The sequence below is a fragment of the Pseudomaricurvus alkylphenolicus genome, assembly GCF_011683955.1.
Classification (GTDB): domain Bacteria; phylum Pseudomonadota; class Gammaproteobacteria; order Pseudomonadales; family Cellvibrionaceae; genus Pseudomaricurvus; species Pseudomaricurvus alkylphenolicus.
In genome coordinates this window covers 552,558-570,555 of sequence record NZ_JAAQPI010000004.1, presented here as the reverse complement: position 1 = coordinate 570,555, position 17,998 = coordinate 552,558, and the positions used below count along the sequence as shown (strand labels likewise).

14 protein-coding genes are annotated in these 17,998 nt (G+C 53.0%); 6 read left to right on the top strand and 8 right to left on the bottom strand.

Going from position 1 to position 17,998, the window contains the following annotated elements; all coding sequences use genetic code 11:
- Positions 1-5: 5 nt before the first annotated feature.
- Complete coding sequence (locus tag HBA55_RS14110; RefSeq protein ID WP_166992283.1) at positions 6-1,835, bottom strand: amidohydrolase; 1,830 nt, start codon at positions 1,833-1,835, stop codon at positions 6-8.
- A 296-nt stretch (positions 1,836-2,131) separates the two neighbouring features.
- Here HBA55_RS14110 and HBA55_RS14105 point away from each other — a divergent pair, with 296 nt between their 5' ends.
- Positions 2,132-4,609, top strand: coding sequence for a TonB-dependent receptor (locus HBA55_RS14105; RefSeq protein ID WP_166992280.1), 2,478 nt, complete (start codon positions 2,132-2,134; stop codon positions 4,607-4,609).
- A gap of 251 nt (positions 4,610-4,860) precedes the next feature.
- Here the strand turns inward: HBA55_RS14105 and HBA55_RS14100 are convergent, their stop codons facing one another.
- Positions 4,861-6,021 carry a replication initiation protein gene (locus HBA55_RS14100; protein ID WP_166992277.1) on the bottom strand — a complete coding sequence of 387 codons (1,161 nt, stop codon included), beginning with the start codon at positions 6,019-6,021 and terminating at the stop codon, positions 4,861-4,863.
- A 712-nt stretch (positions 6,022-6,733) separates the two neighbouring features.
- On the opposite strand from HBA55_RS14100, the gene HBA55_RS14095 reads away from it, so the two are divergent.
- The gene (locus tag HBA55_RS14095; protein ID WP_166992274.1) at positions 6,734-7,765 is read left to right on the top strand and encodes a class I SAM-dependent methyltransferase; all 1,032 of its coding nucleotides are present in this window, start codon (positions 6,734-6,736) and stop codon (positions 7,763-7,765) included.
- On the opposite strand, the gene HBA55_RS14090 is transcribed toward HBA55_RS14095, so the two are convergent.
- The gene (locus HBA55_RS14090; protein WP_166992271.1) at positions 7,743-8,915 is read right to left on the bottom strand and encodes an aminotransferase-like domain-containing protein; all 1,173 of its coding nucleotides are present in this window, start codon (positions 8,913-8,915) and stop codon (positions 7,743-7,745) included. The two genes, HBA55_RS14095 and HBA55_RS14090, sit on opposite strands and share 23 nt — an antisense overlap.
- A gap of 18 nt (positions 8,916-8,933) precedes the next feature.
- On the opposite strand from HBA55_RS14090, the gene HBA55_RS14085 reads away from it, so the two are divergent.
- Positions 8,934-9,911 carry an AraC family transcriptional regulator gene (locus HBA55_RS14085; RefSeq protein WP_338109410.1) on the top strand — a complete coding sequence of 326 codons (978 nt, stop codon included), beginning with the start codon at positions 8,934-8,936 and terminating at the stop codon, positions 9,909-9,911.
- On the opposite strand, the gene HBA55_RS14080 is transcribed toward HBA55_RS14085, so the two are convergent.
- Complete coding sequence (locus tag HBA55_RS14080; RefSeq protein ID WP_240946062.1) at positions 9,912-10,646, bottom strand: glutathione S-transferase N-terminal domain-containing protein; 735 nt, start codon at positions 10,644-10,646, stop codon at positions 9,912-9,914.
- A 214-nt stretch (positions 10,647-10,860) separates the two neighbouring features.
- Here HBA55_RS14080 and HBA55_RS14075 point away from each other — a divergent pair, with 214 nt between their 5' ends.
- Positions 10,861-11,622: an SDR family oxidoreductase gene (locus HBA55_RS14075; RefSeq protein ID WP_166992268.1), complete on the top strand. Its 762-nt coding sequence runs from the start codon at positions 10,861-10,863 to the stop codon at positions 11,620-11,622.
- A 4-nt stretch (positions 11,623-11,626) separates the two neighbouring features.
- On the opposite strand, the gene HBA55_RS14070 is transcribed toward HBA55_RS14075, so the two are convergent.
- On the bottom strand, positions 11,627-12,340 hold the full coding sequence (locus HBA55_RS14070) for a DUF599 domain-containing protein (RefSeq protein ID WP_166992265.1): 714 nt from the start codon (positions 12,338-12,340) through the stop codon (positions 11,627-11,629).
- Positions 12,341-12,506: 166 nt separating this feature from the next.
- Between HBA55_RS14070 and HBA55_RS14065 the strand changes: the two genes are divergently transcribed.
- On the top strand, positions 12,507-14,717 hold the full coding sequence (locus tag HBA55_RS14065; protein WP_166992263.1) for a PQQ-dependent dehydrogenase, methanol/ethanol family: 2,211 nt from the start codon (positions 12,507-12,509) through the stop codon (positions 14,715-14,717).
- 16 nt (positions 14,718-14,733) lie between these two features.
- Here the strand turns inward: HBA55_RS14065 and HBA55_RS14060 are convergent, their stop codons facing one another.
- Positions 14,734-15,828: an alpha/beta hydrolase gene (locus HBA55_RS14060; protein ID WP_240946061.1), complete on the bottom strand. Its 1,095-nt coding sequence runs from the start codon at positions 15,826-15,828 to the stop codon at positions 14,734-14,736.
- 282 nt (positions 15,829-16,110) lie between these two features.
- On the opposite strand from HBA55_RS14060, the gene HBA55_RS14055 reads away from it, so the two are divergent.
- Entirely contained in the window at positions 16,111-16,488 is a 378-nt protein-coding gene (locus HBA55_RS14055) for a phasin-related domain-containing protein (protein WP_166992260.1), read from the top strand.
- Between the two features lie 94 nt (positions 16,489-16,582).
- Here HBA55_RS14055 and HBA55_RS14050 read toward each other — a convergent pair whose 3' ends face one another.
- Positions 16,583-17,230, bottom strand: a complete 648-nt coding sequence (locus HBA55_RS14050) for a CBS domain-containing protein (protein ID WP_166992257.1) — start codon at positions 17,228-17,230, stop codon at positions 16,583-16,585.
- A gap of 45 nt (positions 17,231-17,275) precedes the next feature.
- A complete protein-coding gene (locus HBA55_RS14045) occupies positions 17,276-17,962 on the bottom strand; it encodes a nitroreductase (RefSeq protein ID WP_166992254.1) in 687 nt (228 codons plus the stop codon).
- Positions 17,963-17,998: the final 36 nt, after the last annotated feature.

Genomic DNA, 17,998 nt, shown 5'->3' with positions numbered 1-17,998 from the left:
CTTGTTCACAGTCGCCCCCGCTGCATTCGAAATCCTGGAGACCGATAAACAGGCTTACCGCCGACCATTGTTAACAGCACATTTGTGTCTCGTATCGTCGGAATCGCCACTTCAAAGATGTTTCTGTCCAATACAACCAGATCTGCGAACTTTCCCACTTCGAGCGAACCGGTGTATTGTTCGTGACGAAGCGCATAGGCCGCATTGTAGGTATAGGCTTTAACCGCCAGTGCCAATAGCTCCCTTTCCGTCAAAATTCGACCATCTACACGAGCCCCCTGATATTCCTGAGTGGCGTTCTGAATACTGAAAAGGGGGTTCAGTTCTGCGACGTCCCAATCACTGCTAATCACCAATCGTGCACCGGTGGAGATAATATCCGGCATTGCCATCGTATCGGATTCATTATTGATCAACAGGCGTGACATGGGTTCGTCCGCGGTATCCCTGGAGTAGGGCTCATAGTAGTTCCCATATCCATTAACGTAGTCCTCATACTCCAGGTAATTCACTTGCGAATCCGCCGGAACATTTAACTGCTTAAAACGCGGGATGTCCTGCGCACTCACCCAGTTTACGTGGGTAACATAGTGCCGAGGAGTATTCACGCCTAAATCACCCATGGCCCTCTGTGCCTGTTCGATGGCATTTAATGCCTCGTGTGCACCTCGATCCCCAATGGCGTGGATAATGCCCCCGAAACCCACCTTCTGCAGTTCTGCCAGATATCGAGCCAATCTTGATTCGGTAAAGTAGTTGCCCCCTGTAGGATCCGCATCCGGGTGGATCAAGTGTCCATAGGGTTTGAGAACAGCGGCAGAGTTAAGGTCGGGAACACCATCGGAATAAAACTTAACCTGGGTGACCCGCAAAAGTGAGGATGGATCTTCCCGATACATGTTTTTCAACTGTTGGAGTTGATACTCATCTTCAAGGTGCGGGTATACCCAGAGAGACATGACATTGCGTATTTTTAGTCCGCCCTCGCGCTCAGCCCGCTGCCAGGGCTCCAGATTACCTCTGGTCCAGTAAACCCTGGCATTGGCCGCTGATGTAATACCATAGCTCGCCATTAACGCTTGAGCCCCCAAAACAGCATCGAAGCGTGCTTCCTGCAGTTTTGCTGTCTTCGCCAAGGCTTTGTGCATCAGTTCATCGCCGGCGCTGTCTGACAGGACACCGGTTAGTTGCCCGGTGACCGGGTCTTTGAAAAACTTGCCACCCTGTGGATTGGCACTGGCGCTGTTTATACCGAGTCGTTCCAGTGCTTTGCTGTTAACCCACATTGAATGCGAGGATTTCTCCATAAATGCTGCAGGCTTATCGGGAAACACCTCATCCAGAAGCTCCCTGGGTAAACGCTCCAGGGTTTCCAAATCACCATTGTCATGCCCTCCGCCCAAGATCCAATCGTGTGGAAAATCAATCTCGTTACAGGCTTTCAGCCCTTCAATCCAGTCTTCGGGATCATTGGACTCCTGGCGCAGCGGTAACAGATCACAACCCATAAAGGAGCCGAGGCTCATGCCTTCCATGGGATGAACATGTGCATCCTGAAAACCGGGCATAATCAGCCTTTTCTGCATATCCCTTACCTGAGTATGCTCGTTAACATAGCCTCTGGCTCCTGCATCGCTGCCAACAAAGACAATTTTGCCTTTTCGAATGGCTATGGCTTGGGCCCAGGGTTGCTTTTCATTGACGGTGTATACATTTGCGTTATAGAGCACCTGATCAGCAGCTGCTGCTACAGCCGTTGCACTGCCAGCTACCAGGCTCAGTGACACCAGGTGCAAAACAAAAGTGATGTTGTAATAGAACGTTCGCTGACTCATTAAATTCACGCTGCTTTATAGTGGGTATTCCATCTTAAGCACTGTCGAATCAGCTAGCGCTGAAATTAATTACTGAATAGGATGAGATGAATTCATAATTGTTATAAAAATCTGTGTAGACCGTGACTAATGAAAAGCCAATTTGGCCATTAAAGACCTTTATCTGGAGAATAAGGTTTGTTTTCCATTAAATCTATTCATCTAATACGAGCAATTTTTTCATTTGTGAGTAACTCCGGCGCAGTGCTAATTTTTTATGACAACTCATAACGATATTGCCCGAGGAGTTCTCAACAATGATTGTATTTCGCAAACGTGCTCTGACCCTTGCCGTTGCAATGATGGCAAGCCAGCTGCCCCTGGCTGGATTTGCGCTCGACGGATTTGAACTGGAAGAAATAGTGGTTACTGCAACCCGGCGAGCTCAAAGTACAGAAGAAATCCCCTATAACATCTCTGCTGTAAGCGGAGATTCTTTGGTTCAAAAAGGTATTACAGATTTCGCCAAACTGGCCCGCAATACCACTGGTCTGGTTCTGGTCGACAGTGGCGGAAGGGACAACAGTCAGGGTAGCGGCCTGATCATGCGTGGTTTAAACGCTGATGCCAGCGGTAACGGTACCGGCGATGGCCAAGCCATTGCGCCGGCTACGGTATCGACCTATGTCGATGATGTGCCCGTATTCTATAACCTGCATCTGAAAGACATCGAGCGCGTTGAAATTCTGCGCGGACCCCAGGGAACTCTGTATGGTTCCGGCTCTCTTGGGGGCACTATTCGCTATATGCATAACAAACCCAATACAGAAGCGTTTGAAGGGGAAATTGCCTCTCGGCTCGGGCAAACCGAAGGCAGCTCAGGCATCAACACTGATACCCACGTTATGCTGAACATGCCACTGTCCGACAGCGTCGCAATCCGCACTGTTTTTGGCTATGTCGAAAACCAGGGCTTCATCGATCAAAACTCTCTTGTCAGTTTTGACGAAACCCGCAACGTGATCGCGGATACCAGTGTGGGACCTGCTGATTCAGCGGATACACCGCCGTTGTATCACGGCAAGAAAGACGCCAACAGCCATCAGGCTAACCATATCCGTATCAGCGCTTTGTGGGATATTAGCGACGACACAACTACACAGTTGAGTTATCACCATCAACGCGATAGCTACGATGGTCGGCAAGTGATCACGCCGGCGCATCCAGCCGGTGGTGATGATGCCAATACCCAGGCATTGCTTGAGCCGATGGATACAGAACTGAACGTGTACAGTTGGGACCTGGAAACGGATCTGGGTTTCGCGACCTTAAGCAGTACCGTTTCGTACTACGATAGTGACTCGCAATCCATTGGCGATGCTAACGGTATCTATCACAATGCTGCTTTCTCTTATATGTTGCCAAGCGATGGCTACGGTATTAACACTATTACCAAACGCCCCCAGTTCCTGGCTGACTACGATGAACAGAATACGGGCAAGACCATAGAAATCCGTCTTGCTTCAAACGGTGAAGGGCAATTCGACTATGTTGTAGGTGCTTTTTACCTCGAGCAAAACTACCAGGCAATCCAGCACGACAAATTGATGGGTTATTGGGATATTGTTGATGGTATCAACAAAACCCAAGTATTTAACGCCGAAAACCGTCCTGCGCCGCTTGAAACAGACGATATTTATCTCCAGGATATAGACAACACGTTTAAAGATACTGCACTGTTTGGAGAGGTCACTTACCACATTTCAGATGTATGGCAGATAACCGGGGGCTTCCGGGTTTTCGAGCAAACGTTCGAGGCCAGTAACGATATATACTTCCCTGAAGGTGGCGAATTCCTGTCTCCAATCGGCGATATTCGTGGGCTGGCGCCTTCGTCTTCCGAAGAGGACTTTAGCGACCATATCTTTAAGATCAACACTTCTTACGATATCACGCCTAATGTCATGGCCTACTTCACTTGGGCCGAAGGTTTCCGTCATGGTGGTGTTAACGGCTTTCCGACACTGGATATCGTAGACAGTTTTGCAGTTGCGGAACCGGCTGAATATCGTACCTATGATTCTGATATGGCAACCAATTGGGAAGTAGGGCTGAAAGGTCGTTTGTTTGACGAACGTATGCGTTTCTCCACAGCTTTATTCTTAATTGAGTGGGAAGACGTTCAGCAAAATATCGCTACCCCAACGTTGGCTTATCCGGCAATCGTTAATGGGGAAACCGCAGAAAGTATGGGGCTCGAAATTGAAGCCACTTATCTGCTTACAGAAAACCTCGAAGTAACTGTTGGGTATGCTTATACCCAAGCGGAACTCACCGAGTCATTCGACGTTGATGGAGACGGCTCTTTCGAAGGAGTGGATGGTGACGAACTGCCTGGTGTTCCAACCAATACCGCCAATATTTCAATTAATTACGCCACCGAAGTCTTTAATGGCATGGAGCTGACGGCCAGCTTGTCCGGTGCTTACGTGGATGAGATCAGAAACGCGATTAACGAAGATGATCAGTCTTTCTCCATAGACCCATCACACAGCCTCTGGGATATGACGGTGTCACTCGCGGCAGAGAACTGGGGAGTAACCTTGTTCGCCGAAAATCTTTTCGACGAACACGTTACCTACGGCACCGCTGGTCGTGCTGGTTTGGGTAAAACGGTTTTGGAAGATTGGCTGGGTGATACCCATACGCGACCGTCCTGGCAGCATGGTCGTGAGTTAACCTCTTATGTGAATCGTCCAAGAACCATCGGCCTTGACGTTTTCTATAACTTTTAAACTCTTCTGTTTGTAGTACTCTCTTCTTTTACCCCCGTGCCATCGGGGGTTTTTTATGTCCGATTGCTCCCCAACTCCAGCATGCTGATGGATTGTTTGAATTGCCTGCGGCCGTCTGGATAAGTCATTTGCGATAAACGCAAACAACTTACCCACACTAATTCAATCAACCCACAGCGCCCACCTGGCTGCGGACGATCGCTGCACCTTCTTGGTATCAATAACAAAATAACGTTTAGATAATCATCCGATTAATCACCCTCATCCTTTTTCTCAACCTGATCTATATTGTCATGAGTAACACAAACCTGATCAGAATCTTGAACAGACCAAACCAGTCGTAAAGGCGCTGTTATCTGATGAGCAGCAAATGTTACAAATTTTTTGTTGTTCAATGCCTCCTTACGTGTTTCTTTATGCGGCTTGGAGGGAAGAACAAACAGGTGCGCATAGCGACGGGTGATCTGTTGACGGGAAAGCCCGACTTCGAGGGCAACGTCCGCTTTTGAGGGCAGCTTGTTATCGACGACGAGTTTCAAAATGGCCTTGCGAACGCGCTGTTCAGTGGCGTTCGCGCGCAGATTGTGAGTACGGGTGGCTGCCAGGCGTTGTTTCTCCTGTAGAGAGATTTGCTCGTCTCCCAGGCCCATTACGCCTCGATCAACACCAGCCCCGGTGTATTTGTGCCAAACCCACTTCGAAACGCTCTTGGCAATATGCCGGATCTCGTTGTAGGTAAAGTCTGGCTCGATGTGCCCGATAGCCAACGCTTGCGAGAGCACAGCGTCATTCCAGATTGCTTCGCTTTTAATGCCACGGTAGTACTTCACCTGGGCATAGGCCCAATAGCGTAATTGGTGGAACAGGGCACAGTTGCGACTTTCCGGAAGTTCATCTTCGTCCAGGCTGCGAAAGGGTTTGGCAATTGGGTCGACTTCACGGGCGAGCTCATCGAGGTCGTATTGATGAGTGTGAATCTCCAGGGTGTGCCAGTGTGCGCAGAGAGGGTTTTTGGCAATGCGCCCGGTGTAGCTCAAATCGGCATTCAGTGCCATGGCCAACCCTCGGGCAACCGCCTGCATGTAGCGAATAGGGCCGGGTCGGGCATTTTCGGTAATGCAGACCGGAGAAATCGCGTAGTACAGATGTGCGTGGCCATTGCTCGGGTTTTTGACCACCAGGTTCGGCTCCGGCAGGCCTCGGTCGTGCCAGATAAACAGATCACGATGATCGAGATCGAATACCAACCAGTACACGTGAGTCGGTGGATTGGGGGCGATGTAGGACTTTTTAATGGCAGAAACTTTGGGGCGTACCAGCAGCGCGGCTTTATCGTCGCCGCACCAGGGTTTATACGCCAGTGCCTCCAAAAAACGGTCGAGCGCAGTCCTGCGCTGAATGGGGTGTCCCACAGCCGATGGCCTTTTCTCCAGGGAACAGGCACAGAGGGACTTGAAGCATAAACCCGGAGGGTATACTCTCTAGATCCCTACCGGCCCGAACCGGTTAGGTATGGAAAACCCCTGGTTGCATTGTCTTGGCGGATGGAGCAATCAGGGGTTTCGTGTTTAAAGGGTGGTTCAAATCGCTTACATGGCGGTGTGTCCGTTCATTCCCGAGTCATTCCTGCAAGTTGCAATTAGATGACATTTATTAGTCTTGAGGCTAACAATAGTGATCGAGTGGGGTGATTTCAACGGAAATATGGTGTTTAAAACCACGACCAAAAACGGGTGGTCACAACCCCGATATCAGTGGTTAAAACCCCGTAGTTGTGTTCAAAACCCCGAAAAGGGTGGTCAAAACCTCGAGCTTGAATGCGGCTGACTATGATTCGGAGGGCCTGGGCGGCAGTAGCTTTGGCAGATGTTAGCTAAATGACTAACATTTTGGGGTTGATTTCAGTACGCCATCCGCTTTGACACCACCCACTTTTCTATTTGGTTTGAAAAACGCGCGTTAATCCCGTCGAATATGTGGCAAAAAAAATTTCAACAACTGGACACACTCCTGGATCGATATCGGCCGCTTTGGCAGGTGAGGCCATTCCATCATCGTCACCTTGTCTGGCAGCAGACCCATAAAGATTTGTGCAGAGCCTTGGGCGAACTGGATGAGGCGTCCTTGCATCAGTTCGAATCTCATGCTGATGACCTTGTGAGTTGGATGACACCCTGGGTGCCGGAAGCGAACCAACTACGGCAATTGTGCGATCTGCCGTCATTACCCAAAAGACAGGTTGAGACCCTTGATCGCCTGGATGTCTCCGTTCCCGGGCGCAAGTGGCGACAGATTCAGGAATTTGCCGCGGCTCAGCCACCCTCCACATTGACGGCACTGGAGTGGTGTGCAGGTAAGGGGCATCTCGGCCGCTTGCTGGCCAAGGTGGACGGCTGTCACGTCATCAGCCTCGAGTGGCAGGAGCAGCTCTGCGAACACGGGCAACAACTGGCGGACAAGACCGGAGCGACACAACAGTTTGTTTGTGCGGACGCCTTCGACAACAAGGTGGGTGAGCACTTGCATACTGCGGGGCGAGCAATAGCCCTGCATGCCTGTGGCGATTTACACGTAGAATTGATGCACCACTGGGTGCAGCGGGGTGGTCGTTATCTGGCACTATCGCCCTGTTGTTATCACTTGATTCGTACACCGGACTATCGGGCGTTGTCCCAAATGGGACAGGGTGCCAAGGTTTGCCTCTCGCGCGACGATCTCAAGCTGGCGCTGCAGGAAACAGTGACGGCCAGCGCCGGCGACCGCCGCCGCCGCCAACGGGAATTGATGTGGCGGTTGTCGTTTGATGAGTGGCAGCGTATGCAAAGAGGAGTTAATGAGTACTTACCTACGCCCAGCATTCGAAACAGTGACCTGTCGGGTCGTTTCGAGGATTTCTGTCGCAAGCAGGCGCACTTCAAGCAAGTGCCCTGGCAGACCGGATTCGAGCCCGAATACTGGCTCGAACAGGGGCGCAAGAGGCTTTGGGCACTGCGCCGCATGGAGTTGGTGACCCACCTGTTTCGCCGGCCTCTGGAAACCTGGCTGGTGCTGGATCGTGCACACTACCTGGAAGAGCAGGGCGCCCAGGTGACAGTGGGAACCTTCTGTGAGCACAGCCTTACGCCCCGCAATATTATGATTCTTGCTGAGCAATAGCGCGGGTCTGGTCGATCGCCAGTTTCAGTCGTTCAGCAGCCTGCGCGAGCACCTCTGGCGTACTGTGGCTGAAGTTCAAGCGAATACAGTTCGGGGTTTCGTAATCCGCCGGGAAGAACTCATCGCCCGGCACAATGGCGACGCCGGTTTGCAGGGCAATTTGAGCCAATTGTCTGGCGTCGCAACCCGGCAGCGTTAACCACATAAACATTCCCCCCTGTACTTCAAGCGCCTCAAAACCTCCCTCCAATTCTTTTTGCAAAGCATGGTTTAACGCTTGATAGCGAGCCGCGTATGCCGAACGTACACGCACCAAATGCTGCGGATATTGGCTGTGGTTGAGGAGTGCCAGTACCAGTGCCTGCATTGGCACGTTGGTGTGCAAATCGGCGGCTTCCTTGATCGTCAGCAGGGGTTTCAACCAAGTCTCTGGCCCACTCACGGCCCCCAATCGAACGCCGGGCACAAGAATCTTGGAGAAAGACTGCAGCACCAGGGCATTATCAGGGCACAGCGAAGAGACCAGCGGCAGCGGTTCGCCGCTGAATCGGAGTTGGCGATAGGGCGTATCCTCCACCAAGGCGACGCCATACTGCTCGCAGAGCTGCGCCACCCGTTGACGAACCGGAAGTGACCAACAGACGCCGGTAGGGTTGTGGAAGTCCGGTACACCATAAAACAGCGTCACCTTCTCTTGTTTGAACAGGGTTTCCAATGCCTGCAAATCAGGCCCGTCGTTCAGTTGGGGGACGACCCGAATCTGCGCCTGGGCCAGTTCAAACACCTGCAAGGCGCCCAGGTAACCGGGTGCTTCCATCACAACCAGGTCACCGGGTTGCACGAAGGCCCGAGCAATGAGATCGAGACCCTGCTGGGAGCCGTTACAAATCATCGACTCATGGCTGTGGTGTCTTTCCAGCAATTCGCCAAACTGCTGCAACAGAGGCTTGTAGCCACGGGTATCGCCATATTGAAACACGGAAGGGGTATCTACCAGATGCGCACTGGCCTCCTGAATCAAATCCATTGGGAACAGCTCGGTGGCGGGTAATCCTCCGGCGAGGGAAATCACATTGGTACTGGTGGCGACTTCTAAAATCTGACGGATATACGACGGGCGAACGGACTTGAGAAAACTGGCTGGCTGCATGGGTAAGGAGCTCCGAGTGTGGCTGCAAATATTCTAAAGGGGTTCAGCGGTTTCGGATTGTCGGAATATGCGCTACAGTTTGTCGAAATATGCTCTTATCGTCCAAACAATACACGGTCACTCATGAGCCAGGCACAACAGGATTCCCGCATCAATGACGTTCTGCATGAAATTCATCGGGACATCAGCGCCGATTGCTCCGCCCGACGCCTGTCCGCGGTGGCTCTTTATTCAGAGCAGCATTTTCATCGGGTGTTTCATCGAGTGGTGGGAGAAACCCTGGCCCAGTATGTGCGCCGCGTGCGCTTGGAACACAGTGCCAATCAGCTGATGTTCGACCGAGAGAGTACGGTTCTGGAAATTGCGACCAAATGTGGATTCCAGTCACTGTCTTCCTATACCCATGCCTTTAAGGCTCACTTTGGGGTAACGCCCGGCCAATGGCGAGCGGAAGAGGTGGAACAGGAAGCGCCACCATTCTTGATGGACGCTGAAATCGCTATGGGGTATCGCCGTATCGAGAACCAGTCGATACCGGAGCCGCAATTGGTCAACACTCCAGACCAACCGGTGGCATACATTCGCCATCGAGGCTACAACCGGAGCATTCGCACCAGCTGGCAACTGCTGCGCGCCTGGGCTGAGTCCGAAGGGCGACCTTTTGACGGGCAGTTTGGGCTGCATCACTCCAATCCGGCCTGGGTGCCCTTGGAGGATTGTCGTTATGTGGCTTGTCTGGCCATTGACCGACCGATTCACCGACGCGGAAAGATCAACAGCATGGTCATTCCCGGCGGCCTGCGGGCGGCGTTTGAACTGCGGGGGATTTATGGGGAGCTGTTGCCCTGGCTTTCCAGAATTCTGGAGCAGTGGCTGCCGGCGTCAGGGCTCAAACTGGAGACCGTGCCGGCTTACGTCCACTATCGCCGCAATCAGTTTCTCGACAAAGAGGGGCGGTTTGACCTGACCCTCTATCTGCCGGTGTCCTTGCTTTAATCAGCTCTCGGCGTCGGCCACTCCGTAGGTGTTCTTCAGGTAAGCGATGATTTCACCGGATTCGAACAGGCCAGCGCCGGTATTGGGATCATAAAGGTAGGGAATGGAGACCCGGCCCTCTTTTTCTTCCAGCGCGCGGCGATTCGCCAGGCTGCTACGGGTTTGAATATTCAGCGCTTTACGGACCGACGGCAAAATCCATTCCTGCGGCTTGGTACGGCCACAATTGCGCAACAGATAGGGAATTCGCATCTGGTCCAGCAATTCACGAACCGGACGGGCATAGGGGCTGGATTCAAAACTGTAGAGCTCCAGCATCTGTTGCGGCTGGCGGGCCTGCTTTGATTGTTGCTGAAAGCACAGCCTGGGTAGGCTGGCCAGGCGGGAGCTCAGCGCCTGTAAACGCTGAAAGCGCCACTTCAGCGGCAGGTCGCGCCCATCGTACTGCTGAAACAGGTAAACGATGATGGCTTCAGTGCCGCGAAGTTTCTCGTCCGTGTTCGGATCCTCCAAACGCGGATAATCGGCGCTGCCCATGGGCGTGGGTGGGAGAATCTCCAAGTCCAGATCCAACTCGGTCGCCGCTTCTCGTACCAGTCGGCTGTAGGGATCATTTTCAACGCTGATCAAGCGCAAATTCTTTTCCGGCTTACGGCCGGCAGGTTTGGCGCCTATGCCGTAGGCCGAACGCAGACCGGTGGACATCAGGGACGTGGCCAGATCAAAAGACAACATAGCGGGCTCCTCACAGCAAATCGCCGCGCAGTGTACCGGAAAAAGCCGGACACCATGGCGCCGATTGTTAATTATCTGTGACCACTGATTCACACAGGCTTGGCCGAAATTCACAAACAAATTGGCCCTGGGTCACATTCGAATAGTGCCGATGATTTTTTACAGTAAGGCGTAAGCACAAACACAGAAACAGAGAAAAATAGAGAGAGCATTTATGAAAACCGCCTTTATTACCGGCGCCGCCTCGGGAATCGGTTTGGCTACCGCCAGGAAACTTGCCTCGCAAGGTTGGAGGGTTGGCCTCTACGATATCAATCAAAAAGGCATTGACGAACTGCTTGTGGCACCCGAATTTTCCAGTGCCTGCGGGGGCTATTGCGACGTGACAAAATCTAAATCCATCCACAGCGCGTTGCAACACTTTGCTGAGCACTCCGGTGGGCGATTGCATCTGCTGGTGAACAACGCCGGTGTACTGACTGGTGGGCACTTTCACGAAGTGGCTCCAAAAGCACATGACCTGATGATCGATATCAACGTGAAAGGGCTCACACAGGTGGCGCAGTTGGCCTTCCCATTGTTGAAACAGACCTCGGGCGCGGTCATGGTCAATCTGTGTTCCGCATCGAGCATTCACGGTGTACCCCTGTTGGGCGTGTACAGCGCCACCAAATTCTACGTAAATGGTTTGACCGAAGCGCTTAACCTGGAGTGGGCCTCGCACGACATTCGTGTTACCTGTGTTAAACCGCCCATTGTCAACACCAGCATGGGAAGCTCGATCCCCGAACGCCTCACCTCGGTGATGAAAGTGGAGCTGGTTGCAGAGGATGTTGCCGATGCGATTCTGGTGGCAGCCGAAGGCAAAAAGGTTGGTTACTGGCTGGGCTGGAAAGCCAATCTATGGGGCAGTGTGGATAAACTCCTGCCCTGGTTTGTCCGACGTCGCCTGACCGGCTGGATGACGGGGTGCTAACCCCTTACTTCTGGTGGTTGTAAATCTTCAGCATGGACTTCAGCGGTTTCGAGTGAAATTCCCGCCAGTAAAGTACCGCGACCACAAACGCAACGGCGGCGATAAAAAACCAGGGGTTGATAAACCAGGCGAGAATCGACATCCCAAAATAGTAGGCTCGCAACCCATAGTTGTATGCATGGGCTGCCTGGTCGATGACTTTGGCGCTGTAGAGTGCGTAGCGGTCGCGCTCTTCATCGGACACTGATGCGTCATCGGGCATTGGTGCGGCACCGAGCAGAGAGGAACAAAAATTATACTGGCGCATGGACCAGGTGAAGGTGAAAAAAGCGTAGACAAACACACCGGTTAATAGCAGCAGCTTGAGTTGTAACGCAGTCGCGCTTACACCGATGGCAAACGGCAACCGCTCCAGTATGGTAAAGGCATCATCGGTGGAACTGAGCACAGTGACGATACCGGCAAGAATCAGCAGGGTGGTGGAGGCAAAGAAGTTAACGTTGCGCTCCAGATTACTGATCAGTGACGCATCACTGACGCGCTGATCCCGGTCCAGCATACGGCGCATCCAGTCGATGCGGTAGAAATGCAGCAGCGACGACAGGCTGTGAGTTTTTTTGGCCATGGCTTTGGCAAACTGGCTGTAGCTGACCCAACACAACAGAAACCAAATTACGCAAAAAGTATTCAGCCAGTCATAAGATGGTAATTGGGTCATTAATGGGGTTCTCCCGGCCAGGTGCCTAAATAAAGCGGGAATCCTCTCATAAATCTGCGGCCAGGTCTCCTATGGCGCTAAATGTCAAATGACGCCATGTCTCTGTACTAATCTATAGAAAGCGACGTGCTAGACTCGCCTCAAATTTACAAATTGATAACGAACTATGACCTTGACCGCCCACCTTTCCCGTATTCGATCTCTTGCCGTGGCATCGGTGATAACGCTACTGCTGGTCCCTTTGTTTGCGTACGGCATTCCGGAACCGGCATCTATTCAGGCGGCAACCCAGGCAGTCAATACCGAAACCATACCGGCTCAGTCTGACAGCAACTGGCTCAGCCATGGTCGCGATTATCGTGAGCAGCGTTTTAGCCCCCTCGACACCATTAACACCGGCAATGTTTCGCAGTTGGGTCTGGCGTGGTCCTTCGATACCGAGTACAAGCGAGGTCTGGAAGCCACCCCCTTGATTGTGGACGGCGTCATGTACGTGACGGGCAACTGGAGTGTGGTTTACGCGCTGGATGCCCGCACCGGTGAACAGATCTGGAAGTACGATCCCCAAGTGCCCAAAGAATGGGCCAAGATGGCCTGTTGTGATGTGGTGAATCGGGGCGTGGCTCTCTATGAAGGCAAGGTTTTTGTGGGCACGTTGGATGCGCGGTTGGTGGCGCTGGATGCCAGCAGTGGCAAGGTGATCTGGTCGGTGCAAACCGCCGATACCCAGCAGTACCCCTATACCATTACCGGGGCTCCCCGGGTTGCCAAGGGTAAGGTATTTATTGGTAATGGTGGTGCCGAATATGGAGTTCGTGGTTTTGTAAGTGCTTACGATGCCAATTCAGGAGAGCGTATCTGGCGCTTTTACACGGTGCCGGGCAAGCCTGGAGAGGGACAGGGCACCGAGGCTGAAATCATGGCCGCAAAGACCTGGAGCGGCGAATGGTGGAAGCATGGCGGCGGTGGCACCGTATGGGACTCTATTGTCTACGACAGCGAACTTGACCAACTCTACATTGGCGTCGGCAACGGTTCGCCCTGGAATCGGCGTATTCGCAGCCCCGAAGGCGGCGACAATCTGTTCCTGTCTTCCATCGTGGCGCTCAATCCGGATACCGGCAAATACATCTGGCACTATCAGGAAACACCGGCCGAGACCTGGGACTACACCGCCACTCAACACATCATGCTGGCGGATATGAACTGGAAGGGTGAGCAGCGCAAGGTGATCTGGCACGCCCCCAAAAACGGTTTCTTTTTTATCATTGACCGAAGCAATGGTGAACTGCTCTCCGCCGAGCCTTTTGCGCGGGTCACCTGGGCCAGTCACTACGATATGGAAACCGGTCGTCCGGTCGAAAACCCCGGCGCTGACTACTCGGATGGCTCTGCCCTGATCTACCCCTTCCCGTTTGGCGCACACAACTGGCCGCCCATGGCTCATCACCCCGGTACAGGGCTGGTGTACATCCCGACCATGGAAGCTCCTTATGAGTACAAAGAAGTGGAGGACTATATCCACGAGTGGGGTCAGTGGAATACGGGTACCAATGAACATGTGATGACGACAGGCATTGATCTGCTGAATAAAACGCTGTTACCGAAATTGCAAAAGGGTTTTTTGCTGGCCTGGGATCCCGCCAGGCAACAAGCCGCCTGGAAGATCAGGCGAGACCTGGCCTGGAACGGCGGCCTGTTGGCGACCGGAGGCAATCTGGTGTTTCAGGGCACCTCGGGCGAAGAGGTGGTGGCGGTTAACGCCAAAACCGGCGAAGAACTGTGGAGCTTTGATGCTCATACTGGTGTGATCGGCTCGCCCGTTACCTTTAGCGTTGACGGCGAACAGTATGTCACTATCGCCGCCGGATGGGGTGGAGGAGGCGCGCTGATGTCGGGTGTTGATGCGGTCACTTCGCCGCCACCGAGTCGTATCCTGACGTTCAAACTTAATGGCGAAGCGGCGTTGCCACCGCGCCAGCCCTGGCCAGAGCGAGAGCAACCGCCTGCTCGTACCACCACCGACGAAGCGCGCCTTGCCAGGGGCGCTGAGTTATACAGCCGTTACTGCTATGGATGCCATGGCCCCGAGGCGGTCAGCAATGGGCGCATTCCTGATCTGCGCCGTCTCCCGGTGGGTTTTTACAATATCTTCGACCAAATCGTACTCGACGGTGCGATGAAAAAACTCGGTATGGTTGGCTTTAAGGATGTTCTCAGCCAACAGGATGCCGACGACCTTAAAGCTTATATTCTCGACGAGGCGAACGACGACTGGGAATTGCAGCACCAATCGTCCTGGTGGGTCAGCGTTAAAGAAACCCTGTGGGGGTGGGTATCGTCCGTTATCGCCTGGATGGCAAATGTGTTGCTATAAAAATCGGCACTGACCCTTAAGCCGCATTCGAACGTTCGCCTTCGAGTTCATTGAAAAAGTGGCGGATTTCATCCCACGCCTCCCGTGCATGTGTGAGCTGGGGGTGGAAGATCTGCCACACGTGCACCATATGCTTCCAGGTGTGCAGCTCCACCGGCGAGCCTGCAGCCTTTGCCTTGTTGACATATCGGCGGGAGTCGTCGTAAAGCATTTCGCACTCACTCGCCTGCAACAGCGTCGGCGGCAAATCACGCAAATGGTCGTGGATGGGGGATATCGCCGGATTATCAGGACGCAGGCGAGACGCCGCCCAGCTGGTCATAAACAGCAACCACTTAGGTACCTTGCCCAGATAGCCAAACTGTGGCCCTAACAAGGGATCGGTGTCGACATTTTGAATCAGCGCAGGGGAACTCAGTGTGCTGTCGGTGGCAGGAGAAAACGCCACCACGGCATCCGGTTTACGCAGTGGTTGGTCGCGGACCCAACTGCTGAGCGAAAGGCTTAAATTACCACCGGCGGAATCCCCGGCAACAGCAACAAAGTTTGCTGGGGACGGCCCTTCCGGGCCGTTATTCAAGATCCAGCGGTAAGCGGTACGGCAATCTTCAACACCGGCCATACGGGGGTTTTCCGGCATCAGGCGATAATCAATCGCGAGCACCGCGCCACCGATGATTCTGGAGAACTGTTCGGTAATCACCCGGTGACTGCGGGGGCTGCCGATCATAAAGGCACCGCCGTGGAGGTATAACATACGACGCGAGGGATCGGCGCCTTCAGCTATCACCCACTCAGCGGGTACGCCATCGGCGCTGGTGGCGGTAATACTGGCATCGATCTCAATGCCTTCACTAAAATTATCAATAAAGTCGCGCATGCTTTGCAGCCGTTCCCGCTTGGGCTTGCGATGAATGGAATCCAACCCCTCACGCAAAAACTCCCGGATCGGCTCAAGTTCGTCGTGAGGCGCTTGCTCCCCACCAAAATGCCGGCCCACCGGCTGATCGAATCGATGCAGTTTTTCCCTTTGGTCCACCAGCCACCAAATCAGGTAGCAAAACAGCCACATCAGGGTTACCAGCACCACCAGACCCATCAGAATATCCATTGCTGCGCGTTTCTCCCGTTAATTGTTGCGAACCTATTTCATTTCAACACTTAAGTAGAAATCACCAGCGAATGCAACCGTCGACAGGTTAATTAGAGTCAATCTTCTAATTTAGAGTCCGGTTTCTAATTTAGAAAGACCACTCTAATTAGGGCGCGGATTCTAATTGCGGTACCTATCATGCTCACCAGAAAGACAAGAATGCGTCCGCAGAACGCAACTTGGCAACAGACTCAACACGCTATCCAACATCCAATCCAAACTATTTTGAGGACTTACGACATGGCAACTGCTAAAGAAGAAACAAAAGAAACTCTGCTGAGCAAACTGGGCGCTGACAACATCGAAGCACTGGCCAAGAAGATCTGGCTGGCTGGTCTGGGTGCTTACGGTCGTTCCTTCGACGAAGTACAGAACCGCTACGAAAAGGCTAACGCCGACAGCCAGAAGTTTTTCGAAGAGCTGGTTAAGCGCGGCGAGAAGCTGCAGGATGACGCTGAATCTCGTCTGAAAGACGGCCGCACTACTCTGGAAGGCCGCATCGAGAAGCTGAAGAAGTACGCTACCTTCTCCTCCAACAACGAAATGAACGAAAAAATTGACGATGTAAATCGCAAGCTGGACGTGATCAGCCGCGATCTGAAGAAGAAGGCCAGCTAAGCGCCAATTTTTCTACATCTCTACGGGTGTCTAAACCCTCTTGGGACTGCTTGGCTTCTTAGTCGCCCTGCAGTCTCCTTTTTCTCTATTTCTCCTATGACCACAGCTCGATGGGTACCTGATGGGTAATGGTACGCAAAATATCTGAGCGGGTTACCATGCCCTGCAGTCGTCCATCTTCATCCAGAATCGGCATGGATCCAACGTGGTGAGCTAACATCACTTCCGCCAGATAGCGTAAATTGGTATCCGCCGACGCCGTCAGCACTTGCCCGTGCATCACAGCGGTGACCTTAGCGGAGGTGGGATACTGCCGCCCAGCTGCAGAGAGTTCAGAAGTGGCCGCCAACAAATCGCGATCAGACACCAAACCATGCACCCGCTGATGAGAGTCCGCTACGGGAAAATGACGAAAGCCGTGGCGCTGGAACATATCCTGAGCCAGGCGCAGGCTTGCACTCAAAGGCAAGGTGACGACGGGTTTCGACATTATCTGGCCGGCCTGGTACACCGGCCGTCGCTCTTTTTCGGCCGAAGATTGAATCCCGCGTAGCACCTCTATCGCTTCCGCGTTACCTCCACCCGCCGAGCCGTGGGGCAGCTGGCTTTCCTTGAGCTGGTCATTGGCAGACAAAGGTACCGCCGCCGCCGGCTCTTGTAACTGATCCACAGAGCGGGGCGGAAAGATGGATTGCCAGGGGGTCTCTATACGGCGACCCAGTTCGTACACTTGAAAAGGCATATTTCAAATGTACCGAACAATAGTGTCGGCGGCAATTTACAGCCTCTATATAGAAAAACCTCGCAAGTAAAAGCACTCCTCATCTTCCATCCGCGCCTGAACGATATGGTTCACCTTTGCGTTGGTATCGGCGTAGCCGAGGGAAGCGCCAGCCACCACCATTTCATTATCCCCAATGGCCAGCACTTCGCGCACGGTTTTGGGCCACATTGTCCAACTGGCCTGTACACAGGTATCCAAACCCCGTTCGCGAGCCAACAGTTGAATATTCTGGAGAATCATCCCCACATCGATAAGCTGGGTTTGTGAGAGGCTGCGGTCCATGGTGACGATCAACCCCACCGGCGCACCAAAAAACTCAAAATTCTTAAAAACCTGGCCCAGCCGGCCCATTTTATCCTCTCTGGTAATACCCAGAGCCTCATACATCACCTCACCGCAGGCTTTGCGGCGGCTATTCCATGGATCTTCCAAAACCTCCGGATAGATCGGAATATCCGCCTCTTCTCCCAATGGATTGCTCATGGCTCGTTCCTGGACGAGTTGGATCAACTGATCTTTATCGCTCCCTGTCAGAGCATAGATTTTCCAGGGCTGCAGGTTACTGCCAGAGGCCGATTTCGCGGCCAATTGCAGGATCTCGGTCATTAGCGCTTTGCTAACAGGGGCGTCTTTAAAGACACGGACGGACTTACGATTGAGAATCGCTTCGGTGACGGTTGCTGATGGCATGAATTCAATCCTAAAGGTGCTGAGTGACTCCAGCTT